General features: G+C 45.8%; 9 protein-coding genes and 1 pseudogene. 9 read left to right on the top strand and 1 reads right to left on the bottom strand.

Annotated features, from left to right (window positions below; all coding sequences use genetic code 11):
* The first annotated feature begins 82 nt into the window (after positions 1-82).
* The 5 genes from AC1DLM_RS06520 (at position 83) to rarD (ending at position 4,577) form a co-directional block, all read left to right on the top strand.
* Positions 83-1,441 carry an extracellular solute-binding protein gene (locus AC1DLM_RS06520; RefSeq protein ID WP_477569462.1) on the top strand — a complete coding sequence of 453 codons (1,359 nt, stop codon included), beginning with the start codon at positions 83-85 and terminating at the stop codon, positions 1,439-1,441.
* 87 nt (positions 1,442-1,528) lie between these two features.
* Positions 1,529-2,410, top strand: a complete 882-nt coding sequence (locus AC1DLM_RS06525) for a carbohydrate ABC transporter permease (protein ID WP_441989466.1) — start codon at positions 1,529-1,531, stop codon at positions 2,408-2,410.
* Between the two features lie 21 nt (positions 2,411-2,431).
* The gene (locus AC1DLM_RS06530; RefSeq protein ID WP_441989467.1) at positions 2,432-3,313 is read left to right on the top strand and encodes a carbohydrate ABC transporter permease; all 882 of its coding nucleotides are present in this window, start codon (positions 2,432-2,434) and stop codon (positions 3,311-3,313) included.
* 96 nt (positions 3,314-3,409) lie between these two features.
* Positions 3,410-3,562: a hypothetical protein gene (locus tag AC1DLM_RS06535; RefSeq protein ID WP_441989468.1), complete on the top strand. Its 153-nt coding sequence runs from the start codon at positions 3,410-3,412 to the stop codon at positions 3,560-3,562.
* A 130-nt stretch (positions 3,563-3,692) separates the two neighbouring features.
* Positions 3,693-4,577 (top strand): EamA family transporter RarD, encoded by an 885-nt coding sequence (rarD, locus tag AC1DLM_RS06540; protein WP_441989469.1) that lies wholly within the window; start codon positions 3,693-3,695, stop codon positions 4,575-4,577.
* Here the strand turns inward: rarD and AC1DLM_RS06545 are convergent.
* Positions 4,574-4,954, bottom strand: a complete 381-nt coding sequence (locus tag AC1DLM_RS06545) for an S-layer homology domain-containing protein (protein ID WP_441989470.1) — start codon at positions 4,952-4,954, stop codon at positions 4,574-4,576. The genes rarD and AC1DLM_RS06545 overlap by 4 nt on opposite strands.
* Before the next feature lie 482 nt (positions 4,955-5,436).
* Here AC1DLM_RS06545 and AC1DLM_RS06550 point away from each other — a divergent pair.
* The 4 genes and pseudogenes from AC1DLM_RS06550 to AC1DLM_RS06565 form a co-directional block, all read left to right on the top strand.
* Positions 5,437-5,580: pseudogene (locus AC1DLM_RS06550) on the top strand (hypothetical protein); the annotation flags it as partial.
* Between the two features lie 268 nt (positions 5,581-5,848).
* A complete protein-coding gene (locus AC1DLM_RS06555) occupies positions 5,849-10,720 on the top strand; it encodes an Ig-like domain-containing protein (RefSeq protein WP_477569463.1) in 4,872 nt (1,623 codons plus the stop codon).
* A 77-nt stretch (positions 10,721-10,797) separates the two neighbouring features.
* Positions 10,798-11,829, top strand: coding sequence for an S-layer homology domain-containing protein (locus tag AC1DLM_RS06560; RefSeq protein WP_477569464.1), 1,032 nt, complete (start codon positions 10,798-10,800; stop codon positions 11,827-11,829).
* On the top strand, positions 11,826-13,006 hold a 1,181-nt coding region (locus AC1DLM_RS06565; protein ID WP_477569465.1), incomplete at its 3' end, for a family 16 glycosylhydrolase. The genes AC1DLM_RS06560 and AC1DLM_RS06565, both read left to right, overlap by 4 nt.

The raw sequence follows: 13,006 nt of genomic DNA on the forward strand, positions 1-13,006 counted from the left end.
CCGATAGCTCTTACTCCCTGCAGCCACAATGAAAKCGCTACAATAAAACACGTAGCACACAAATGATTAGGGGGAAACAAACATGGTAAGAAAAACGCTTACATGGTCGCTAACTACGATGCTCGGCCTATCCATGGCATTGACGGGCTGCTCTAGTTCCACAGATAATGCGAGTCCAACGACAGCTCCTAAAGAATCAACGAAAGCAACCGAAGCAGCAACTGCGCAACCCGCGAAAAAAGTAACGATTAAAATGATGCACCTGTGGCCGACAGGAAACTCCGCTACGCAAAACAAAATTGTAAACGATATCATCAAAGAGTATCAAGCAGCGAATCCGAATGTGACGATTGAGCAGGAAGTGCTCGAGAATGAACAATACAAGAATAAAATGAAAGTCCTTTCGACCTCAAATGCCCTTCCTGATGTGGGCTTCACATGGGCAGCAGGCTACATGGATCCTTATGTCAAAGGCGACATGTTCGCTCCGCTGGATGACTTGCTGCAAGGGGATTTGAAAGATAAATTCGTGAAAGGCACAACAGATGCTTATGCATTCGGCGGTAAAACCTACKGTCTTCCGGTTGAATTGAACATCGTGCCGGTGTATTACAATAAAGCGCTTTTTGCCAAGTATAACCTTGCACCACCTAAGACGTATGACGAGTTCAAAAACATTGTCAAAACGCTGAGTTCGAACGGTGTAGCTCCAATCGCACTTGGCAACAAAGACCGTTGGACAGGTTCACTCTGGTACATGTACCTTGCTGATCGGATCGGCGGACCCGAAACGTTGAAAAAAGCGATTGACCGCACAGGCTCATTCAATGATCCAGGTTTAGTTCGCGCAGCAACAGAAGTTTCCCAGCTTGTTGACATGAATGCCTTCAACAAAGGCTTCAATGGGCTTGGCAATGACGAAGGTAAAGCAGAGTTCATGAACAGCAAAGCTGCGATGTATATGATGGGAACTTGGGAATTACCGAACTACACAACGAACAAAGATGTGCCACAAGCGTTCAAGGATCAAATCGGATTCTTTAAATTCCCGACGGTCGATGGCGGTAAAGGCAACATGGATAGCTGGGTTGGCGGACCAGGCGTGGGCTTGTTCGTAGCGAACAACTCCAAAGTGAAAGAAGAGTCCAAGAAATTCGTCAGCTTCTTCGTATCGAAGTGGGGCGAGCACGCGATTTCTGAAGCAGGCGTAATTCCAGCAACGAAAGTAGACACATCCAAAGTGAAGCTGCCGCAAATGTACATCGACCTATTGAACGAATTGAATAAAGCGAGCAATATTACCCTTTTCGCAGATGTTCAAATGAAGCCTGCTTCCGCAGAAGTTCACTTGAATATGATTCAAGCTTTGTTTGGTAAAGCGGTGACACCGGAAGCTTTTGCGAAGAATCATGAGGATGCCTTGGCGAAGGAAGCGAAGTAGCCTAACGAATACGAACGATTTGGGAAAGGACATATCCCTCCAAGTGGTATGTCCTTTGTCATTATCGGTGAAAGGAAAGTGCCTGCTATGGATAAAGTCATGTCTAACAAATCCATGATTGCGGTCTACGTGATTCCCTCGTTATTTCTGCTGCTAGCCTTGATCTATATGCCGATCATGATGACGGGCTACTACGGACTTATGAAATGGGATGGCGTAGGCAAAATGAGTTTCATCGGTTTGCATAATTATACCGAACTGCTTAAGGATAAATTATTTTGGGGAAGCGCGAAGCACTCGTTTTTGCTGGCGATTTTCTCAAGCGTCTCCCTGCTTGGATATTTGTTAGTCGCATTAGTACTCTCCGCAAACATTCGAGGGGCTAACTTTTTTCGCAAAATCTATTTAATTCCTATGCTGCTATCATCAGTAGCCATCGCTCAACTATGGTTGAAAATATTCCACCCAACGAACGGGGTATTGAATGCTATCCTAACATCGCTGGGGGTCACGCATACACCGGAATGGCTGTCCAATCCATCCATTGTTTTATACGCGATTTTCATGCCGATCTTATGGCAGTACGCTGGATTTTATATCTTGATCTATTACGCTGCATTGAAAAATGTACCGGCCTCGCTGATCGAAGCCGCACGCATTGATGGCGCTAGTCCATGGCGCATCGCCTTATCCATTCGTGTTCCGTTAATCGCGGAAGTGATGAAAGTAACGGTCGTTCTGGCCGTCGTCGGATCACTGAAATACTTTGACCTGATCTACGTGATGACAGGGGGCGGGCCTAACGGATCCAGCGAAGTAATGGCCTCCTACATGTACCGCAAAGCGTTCAAAGGCTATGATTTCGGTTATGCCAGCGCCATTGGCTTCTTCTTGCTCTTGATATGCCTCGTGGCTACTTGGTTAATCCGTAAAGCGACAGCTTCCAAAGATGAGATCCAATACTCGTAACGAAAGGAGATTCCGATTCCGATGCAACTCGAAACCACTCGTCGTCAGGCACAGGCGCTAACACTACGAAGCAAGCTACCTGGACAAATCGGCTATGGCGTATTGTATATCGTGTTAGCGATTGTCGCTGTGATTCAGATTTTTCCGCTCTTGTGGCTCATGCTATTCTCCTTGAAAAATAATGAGGAAATCTTCAATCTCGCCCCGATGGCATTCCCAGAGAGACTGCGTTGGGAGAATTACGAGAAGGTTTGGACGCAAGGCCATATCAATAGTTACTTTTTTAACAGCGTCTGGATGACGTTAGTGTCGGTTGGGGTCACGGTTTTATTAGCTAGCTTAGTGACATTTGCGTTGACCCGGATGAAATGGAAGCTGCAGTCCTTTGTGCTTGGATTGTTTATGGTAGGAATGATGATTCCCGTGCACTCGACGCTCATTCCCTTATTCAGTATGTTTATGAAAATGAACCTAACCAACCATCCATTGTCGATCATCCTGTCCTACATTGCTTTTAACTTGCCGATTACGATCATGATTATGCTCGGCTTTTATTACACGCTGCCGCGTGAAGTAGAAGAAGCTGCCGTGATGGACGGGTGCTCCGTGAATCGCATCTTCTTCAGCATTACGCTGCCGATGACGGCATCTGTGCTATCTACAGCTGTGATCATTAACATGATCTATAATTGGAATGAGTTTATTTTCGTGAATACATTCATCTCCTCGGAAAAGTATAAGACTTTAACTGTAGGCGTTCAGAATTTCGTCGGCCAATATACGACCGATTGGGGCGCGATTGGCGCGACGCTGATGATCAGTATTTTGCCAATCATGATTGCGTTCATCTTATTGAGTAATCGCATCGTAGAAGGAATAGCTGCAGGTTCGGTAAAAGGATGATCGTTCGGAGAATCCCCGTGTATCGGGGATTTTTTTGTCATATAGACACCATAATAAGGATATTCCCTACATGCATAGAGGAAGGAGATATACGCCATGGATCTTGATGCTTTTTTGGCCGAAGTGATCAGCTCGAATGAGGATTGGCATGTGACAACGAAGGAGGGTATATCCGTTATTGATCCGATGATTGAAAAGGAAATTCCTTACTTTGACAACCAGGATAATTATTTAGAATCGGGATTTTAACGAACAAGCAGACAATTATATTTGTACAAAAACCCCACTTTCCAGTACAATGAAGCAATGTTATTAACCAATGGACAGATTTTATGGTGCATAGAATTGTGTTACTTGTACATGAAGTGGGGTTTTTATAATGAAAAAAGGTCTTGGCTATGCCATTATTGCTTACATTGCTTGGGGCTTGCTGCCTGTGTATTGGAAGCTTTTCGGGTCATTGATGGCGGGAGAAATATTATCGCATCGCGTGATTTGGTCATTCGTGTTTATGGCGATTCTGATTGTCGTTGGAAAAGGTAAATGGCAGCAGTTTCGTAGCCTGATTACGAATCGCACCACCTTATTACTTGTGGGAGCGAGTAGTTTGTTGATTAGCACCAATTGGCTGATCTATATTTGGGCCGTTAATAATGGGCATGTGATCGAGACGAGTCTCGGATATTACATCACACCGCTTTTCAACATTATGCTCGCGGTGCTGTTCCTTCGTGAGAAGCCGACGGGCAGACAATGGCTGGCTGTGGCTTTGGCCGGAATCGGTGTCTTGATCGCCACCGTGGATTACGGCAGATTTCCCTGGGTATCCCTTACCTTAGCAGGTACCTTTGGCTTATATAGCCTCGTGAAAAAAAGAGTCACCTACGATGCCGCAACCGGCCTCGCTGGGGAGACGGCGTTCGTTTTCCCGATCGCCCTTGCCTACATCATCTACCTATTTGCTACGCATCAAGATGCTGCGTGGACACTGCCGCCGCTAACGTTGATCATGCTTTTCCTAGCAGGCGGTGCTACCGCGCTGCCCTTGCTATGGTTTGCCAAAGCTGCGTCACAACTGCCGCTATCTATGCTGGGCTTCATTCAGTATATCGGCCCGTCGATTACGCTTCTGCTTAGCATATTCGTGTTCAAAGAGAAATTTTCACCTATGCTATTGATTAGCTTTGCTTTTATCTGGAGCGCACTTATCGTTTATGCCTTTGCATCGATTAAGGTAGCGCGAACGGCGGCTATTGCTGATTAGGATGGGGGCACGATAACCATCATATCCTGTCTGGTGATGGATGCATTCGGACTACATGTATGGTCTCCGCTCCCTTGTGCGATACCGAGTTCTTTCGCAATTGCCACAGCATCGTAATAGTAAGAATCCTTCTGACATCCATTAAAATTAGCATCGCTATGCACCGATAAACCTAACGATTTTACCAAGAGTAACAGGAAGTCTGCCCGAGATATGTTTGCAGCAGGTGTAAATGTTTTCTCACTTGTTCCGCTGATGATTCCTTTGGCTGCCAATACTTCAATAGCCTCTTGGGCCCAACCGTAGGGAGCTAGGTCAACAAAGTTTTTGATGACATTAACTACAGCGTATAGACTGAAATGCGTTGTCGCTTCCACGAGCAGGTGAAAACCCCATTTACGACAGGCAGAGGCATATTGCTAAACAAAATCGGGGAATTCCTGACGTTTACACTGTATCACGAGGGCATGCACTTTCATTCGATCAGCGTATTAAAAAGATTTGGGGCCATGCGTGTGTAAACAACTCGTTGTTCATAACTAGATCCTTGAGAGAACCTTCAAAGCCACTTCGCAGTGGACTTGAAGGTTTTTCTCATTTCTCCAAATAATTCCGCAATTTCTTCCGCGAAAGTTAAAAAAACATCCATATTGGTCAATTTGTTTTCTTTTCAGACCTTCTTTTTGTATCTATGATGAGGAAAGAAAGCCTTAATGGACAGGTTGCCGTTAGGCGGAACTGAAGGAAGGAGTTAAACGTGAACTTAATGAATGCGCTTCACTTCGAGGCAGGTCATATTTCGTTTAAATGGAGGCGACGTACTTGATAAAAAGTTGAGGATGGAACTGCCACCGATAAGGCGACCATCAGAACTGCAGGAATGATAACCGCTGTTAAGAATGGACAAGTAAAAGTCATTGCGACAGCCAATGACGGATCTGATGCATTCCCTGGTTGCAGCCGCAAAGGATGCTTGCCGCAGGTGCTCCTTCGTATGACCTGATTACGAGCAGCAAAGCTGAATTTGGTAAAGAGATTGAGGTTACTGTCAAGGGGATAAACCTCACCGATGTGTTTGCATATGAATTTAATATCGTATTCGATTTCGAGCGACTGAAGTTTAAGGAGGCCAAAAGCGCCGGGAGAAGAAGATTAATATAGAAAACGCTTACCGGGGAAAGCGATAAACGACTGAAGAGGTGGTACAAGGAGAAGTTCTACAGCACTGTAGGGTTTTGTTTACACATTAAAGTTACCGGAGGGCTGAAAACATGTTGAAAAGAAGTTTGTCCATTATGCTCACATTTTCAATTTTGATGAGTTTATTCGTAGTGGCACCAGCGGTATCTAACGCGGCAGATGGGCTGGAACCTTCCACGGGTCCATTGGGTCCCAATGTATATGTGTTTGACCAAAATACGCCGGCATCAGAAGTTCAAAGAATTACGTCCGAAGTATTCAAACGACAAGAAGCAAGTGAATTCGGCAATGATCGCTATGCCTTGTTTTTTAAACCGGGTACATACCAAACTGACATTAGAGTGGGCTTCTATACGCATGTAGCGGGTTTGGGCCAAAGTCCTGACGACGTCACGATTAAGGGCGATGTAACGGTTGATGCTTTATGGTGGAATCAGCCAGTTGGGAACGCAACTAAAAACTTTTGGCGGTCTGCTGAAAATTTCACAATAGAACCCACGTCAGCCAGTAATAAATGGGCGGTAGCACAAGCAGTTCCATTTAGACGTATGCACGTGAAAGGCGATCTCAAGCTGCATGATGGCGGATGGGCGAGCGGTGGCTACATGGCCGATTCCAAAGTCGATGGCAGAGTTGAAGCAGGAGGACAACAGCAATGGTTCTCCAGAAATAGCGTAATGAATGATTGGTCAGGCGGACAGTGGAACAACGTTTTTCTTGGGGACAATTTCGGTACTGCACCTGCTAACACTTGGCCTGCAACACCGAACACAATTGTCAATCAAACGCCTATCAATCGGGAGAAGCCATTCCTTACCGTAGATGGCAGTGGGGCGTTTCAAGTTTTTGTTCCTGGTCTTCAATCAAATACGAAAGGAACGTCATGGTCAGGAGGAGCAAGCCAAGGTAAATCGATACCACTTGACCAATTCTATGTAGCATCTCCGGATAAATCGGATGCTGCAACCATCAATGCTGCGCTTGCAGCGGGGAAAAATCTCTTATTAACTCCAGGTATTTATCATCTTAACGATACCATTCGGGTAACAAGCCCAGATACCGTAGTCCTTGGTATTGGATTTGCTACGCTCATGCCGCACAATGGCGTTGTTGCTTTGTCGGTAGATGATGTTGATGGCGTTACGATTGCAGGACTTCTTTTCGATGCTGGATCAGAGAGTTCACCCGCATTAATGCAAGTAGGGCCATCGGGAAGCTCAAAGGATCACTCGGCAAATCCGACCTTGCTTCAAGATCTTTTCTTTAGAGTTGGCGGAGGACCTGTAGTTGGAAGAGCAGATACCAGTATCAAAATCAACAGCAACAATGTGATTGGTGATCACTTCTGGGTATGGCGCGCTGATCACGGTACTGATGTGAAATGGAACTTAAACACAACAACGAACGGTTTGGTCGTGAACGGAAACGATGTAACCATCTATGGTTTGTTCGTTGAACATTTTCATGAATATCAGACTTTATGGAATGGCGATAGAGGTCGGATGTACTTCTATCAATCTGAAATTCCGTACGATGTACCGGATCAAGATAGCTGGATGAGCAGCAATGGTACTGTTAAGGGTTTTGCTTCCTATAAAGTAGCGGAATCGGTGAAATCACACGATGCTTGGGGAGTTGGCATCTACTCCTTCTTCAGGGATGCGGATAATGTAAATCTTGAAAGCGCTATCGAAATTCCAGATACGCCAAACGTCAAAATTCACAATGCGACAAGTGTTTTCTTAAGYGGCTTCGGTGAGATTACGCATATAGTGAATAATATAGGCAACGCTGTGAAAAAAGGCAGCATGAGAGCGACATTTACAGAATATACGCCAAGAACACCTGTAAGCATAACACCACTCACGAAGGCGACAATTACAGGAAAAGCTCCTGTACTGCCAGCAGGCGTAACTCAGGTTTTCGGTGATGGAACTACCAAGAATGTACCTGTAACATGGGAAACCATCGACCCTTCTAAATATACATCGGTAGGCAGCTTTCCTGTAAAAGGAACAGTAGGCGCAAGCACTAATGAAGCATTGGCGCAAGTTACAGTGGCTCAGGCGCCAAATGTAGCCGTAACGAGCATTAAAGTTACTGGAGCCGGAAATGCATCATCAATAAAGGAAAAACGCGGCACGCTGCAAATGTCAGCTGGTGTTATGCCTTCAAATGCAGATCAAACGACCGTCACTTGGTCCGTCGTGAACACGAACGGAAAGGACACGGATAAAGCGACCATCGATGCCACGGGATTGTTAAAGGCAGCGAATGACGGTATCGTAAAAGTCATTGCGACAGCAAAAGACGGTACTGACGTGAAAGGCGAAGCCCTTATCACCATCAGCGGTCAGATCGTAAAAGTGAGTACGATTACGGTGACAGGAGCAGGTGGTGCGAATTCCATCACAACCAAAGGCGGCACACTGCAAATGACTGCTGCGGTTGCGCCTGCTAATGCTGACGAACCAACGATCACCTGGTCGGTGGAGAACGGAACAGGCAAGGCGACGATTGATGTTGCAGGTTTGTTAAAACCGCAGAGCGACGGAACCGTGAACGTTATCGCTACATCCAAGGACGGGTCTGGTGTCGTTGGAAAGCAGACGATTACTATTATCGGGCAGGCGCTGACTTTGAACAACGGATGGTCATGGGTGAGAGAGAGCCCAGTGAACTGGGCAATTGAACCTACGAACGCCAATGTGATGAAATTAACGACAATGGATGGAAGATGGGCGTCGGGTTCTTATCCAAATAACATTCTTCTGAAAAATCCAGGCACTACCGATTTTACCATCTCCACAAAACTGAAGTTCGATGCGACACAGGGCTTTGAATGGGCAGGATTGATTGTTTATCAGGATGATGGTAACTTAATTTCCTTGGGACGACAAGCAAACGGCAACAACCCTGGTGCTGCCAAACAGATCAGGTTCTCTCAAATAAAAGGCGGATCTCAATCTGATAAAAATGACACGGATCCCGTTTCCGGGGACATATACTTGAAAATCGAAAAAATAGGCACGACTTATAATGGTTATTACAGCAGTAACGGTACCGATTGGACTCAGGCGACCGATGCGGCAAATCAAAATAAAGTAGTTACTTTCACAGGTGTCACCTTAACTAATCCTAAGGTGGGGATATTTGTAAGGAAATTAGCTACTAATAGTACGCCTCCAGCCAAACTGGCTGAATTTTCAAATTTCACTTTGACCGATATAATAGTGCCGTACTGGAACCCTGTTACTTCCATTTCCGTCACAGGAGCAGGAGGATCGTCGGTGATCACAGCCGATAAGGGTACGCTTCAGATGTCCGCAGGGGTAATGCCTGGAACAGCGGATAACAAAGCGGTTTTATGGTCTGTCGTAAACACGGATGGATCCACAACAGATAAGGCAACAATCAGTGTCGGTGGACTGTTGACCGCTGTGAAAAATGGAAAGCTTAAAGTGGTAGCGACTGCGACTGACGGTTCTGGTGTAACCGGAAGTGCGACAATCGATATCAGTGGCCAACCTGAAGCGGTTGCCTCTATAACTGTAACCGGAGCAGGTGGAGCAAACGCGATCACTAACAAGGGTGGAAAACTGCTAATGTCTGCAGATGTGCAGCCTGCGAATGCAAGTAATAAAACGGTGAGCTGGTCTGTCTATAACACAGATGGAACGGCAACGGATAAAGCGACGATTAGTAGCGGAGGTTTGTTAACTGCTGCTAAGGATGGCGTGGTGAAAGTCATCGCGACAGCCCATGACAGCTCAGGTGTCAAAGGAGAGGCGAATATCACCATCAGTGGACAAATTGCACAAGTAACAGCAGCTACATTAATCGGTCCCGAGGCTGTCTTTCAGCAACAGCAATTCGATTTGACTGTTGGCGTGAGCAGCTTGGACTCCAGCTTCACTACGCTCGATGTCATTCTGAATTATGATCCGAACTTACTGGAGTTCGACACAATAACCAATAGTGACGGTACTTTCTCCTTGACTGACGTTGCCCTGAGCTCACTAAGAAATCATTTCAACGTGTTAGGGACTGCGATCAAGGCCGATAAAGGTCAGATTCGAATCATTATGGCCAGCGAGGGAAATGACACCGCGATTAGTACGATCGGAAATCTATTAACCATACACGCCAAAACCAAAGCGGGGGTTGCAGCGGGGGAAACAACGGTGTCGTTATCCGACTTTATGGTTTCCTTCGCGGGTTCAGGCACGCTAGTAACCGGCGTATCTCTCAGCATTCAAATAAAAGATGTGGATAAAGTGGATTTGAACGCTGCGATTATTGTTGCTCAGAACAAACATGATGCAGCGACGGAAGGAAACAATATCGGCCAGTATCCGACCGGATCGAAAGCAATATTACAATCAGTTATTAACAACGCCAAAGCGGTGCGTGATAACGCAACATCAACCCAATCGGAAGTCGCAGATGCGTTGAGTGCTTTAAATGCTGCGTTGACAACGTTCACTAATTCGGTATACACCGATCCTGGTACTGTTGTAGACAAAKCAGCACTGAGCAAAGCGATTACAGCTRCGCAAAGCAAGTATGATGCAGTGACCGAAGGCACCAAAGTCGGTCAATATCCGGCGGCTGCGAGAGCGGAATTGCAGGCGGCTATATCGAGGGCTAACGCAGTATTAAGCAGTTCGGCGGCAACGCAGACGCAAGTAAACACGGCGACAACAGATGTGAATACGGCACTGCAAACATTCCTGACGAAGATTGTTACGCTAGTTCCGGGTCAAACGAGTGTCACCATCAATGATCTATCCGTCATCTCCAAGTATTATGGCATGAAGTCAACAGATGCCAACTGGAGTGAAATTGAAGCTGCTGATATCTTTAATAACGGCAAAATCGATATTCAAGTCCTTGCGGCAGTAGCAAGAATGCTTCTCGACAACTGGCTTTTAGATAATTAATTTCAAGATTGGGGAGGATGGCGCATTTGCCGTCCTCCTTGATCCATATGGAAACTGCGAAAACGGGGATGATTAGAATGAGAAGTAAATTGTTTACACTTGGATTGGCATTATTATTATGCATTCCCTGGTTGCAGCCGCAAAGGATACTTGCCACAGGTGCTCCTTCGTATGCCATGATTACGAGCAGCAAAGCTGACATTGATAAAGAGATTCAGGTTACTGTCAGAGGGACAAACCTGACCGATGTGTTTGCATATGAATTTAATATCGTATTTGATTCCGAGCGACTGAGGTTTAAAGAGGCGAAAAGCTCTGGTTCAGGATTTACAGTCAGTCCGATCGTAAAGGGAGACAATCTTACATTTGCTCACTCGAAAATAGGTCAAGTACTCGGAGATAACGGAAACTTAACTTTCTTCACGTTGAGTTTTCAAACGATTGGCCAGGGGGAGGCAGAAATCGAGATCAAAGATGTGGATCTTGTGAATTCTAAATTAGTCAAGGCATCGCAAAACGTAGGGGAGCGAGTGTCCATAACGATTGGCAAGCCGTTGCTGAATGACATTGCCGGGCACTKGGCTGAGGCATCGATTCAGCGAGCTGTTGAACTTGGAATTGTGTCAGGCTACAGCGATAGTTCGTTCCGTCCTCAACGTCACGTTACTCGTAACGAGTTTGTTAGTATACTAATGCGCGCGCTGCAATTGCCGGCAGAAGACGCAAGTGAGCTATCGTTTGTCGATCTCGACGAAATCCCGACATGGGCGAGACCTTCCGTATCGGCGGCTGTTAAAGCTAAAATCATCAACGGGTTTGAGGACAACACATTCCGCGGAGATCAACCGATTACCCGATCAGAATCAGCGACGATGCTGGTTCGTGCTTTTGGTTTGGAAACAGAATCCGAGTTGAATCCGACTTTTGCCGATCTCGGAATGATTCCCGCGTATGCGCAGAAATCTGTTGCGGCGGCAGCCAAAGCAGGACTGATCTATGGGAAAGAAAATAATCTATTCGCTCCGAATGACAACGCTACCCGAGCAGAAGCGGTTGTTTTAATTCTTAGATTTTTAGATAAGAATTTGTCTGGGAGTGTGAAACCTTGACATTCAAAAAAGTAATCATTACTTTTCTAGTTATTGTACTGTTTGCGTCGGTAGCGTCGTTATCACCGACTTATGCCCTTGAAGGCAGCGTAGGAGAAGGGATAACGACTCTCGACGCCACAAATGATTCTCCATGGACGTTAGTGTGGAATGATGAATTTAGCAATTCTACGCTAGATGAATCCAAATGGAACTATGTTCAAGGTGGCGGTGGCTATGGCAACAACGAACTGCAGAATTATACGAAAAGGCCGGAAAATGTCCGTGTTGAGAACGGGAATTTAATTATTGAAGCACGCAAGGAGAAGTATCAAGGAAGCGATTATACTTCAGCAAAGTTAGAGACGAAGAATAAAGGTGATTGGACTTATGGTCGATTTGAAATCCGTGCTAAATTACCGGAAGGCAAGGGGATGTGGCCTGCCATCTGGATGATGCCTACCAACAAGGATTTCGGAGGTTGGCCTGCTAGCGGTGAAATAGACATTATGGAATCTCTTGGACATGAACCGGGTAAAGTATACGGCACCATACATTATGGCAACCCTTATGCACATACCGGAGAAAACTATACGCTTCCCAATAATCAGAAATTTTCGGATGACTTCCATACTTTCAGTATTGAATGGGCTCCGGGCCAAATAAAATGGTTTATCGACGGAATTCTTTACTCAACTAAGAACGATTKGTTTAGTAAAAGCAGCACGAGTACAGATGACAACCCCTACCCGGCTCCTTTTGACCGCGACTTTTATCTGCAATTAAATTTGGCGGTAGGCGGCAATTGGCCGGGGAACCCAGATTCAACTACAGATTGGTCGGTTCCGAAACAAATGGCAGTCGATTATGTTCGAGTCTATAGTTATAACGGGCAATACCCAAAACCAGCTTCGCGTCCGGGGAAAAACTTGAGCGGCGGCTGGTCATGGGTAAGAGAAATCAGCAACAATTGGTACGCAGAAAGCAGTCCGGACGCAATGAGATTAACGACAATCGAAGGAAGCTGGGGCGGATCTAAACCGAGTAATATTCTTCTGAGAAATCCCGGTACTAGCGACTTCACCATTTCCACCAAGGTAAAGTTTGATGCATCAAATGGGTATGAATGGGCCGGATTGATCGTCTATCAGGATGATGGCAATGCGATTACATTTGGGCGTCAAGCTAATGGCGCTAA

The sequence above is a fragment of the Paenibacillus sp. 01T442 genome, from assembly GCF_056398345.1.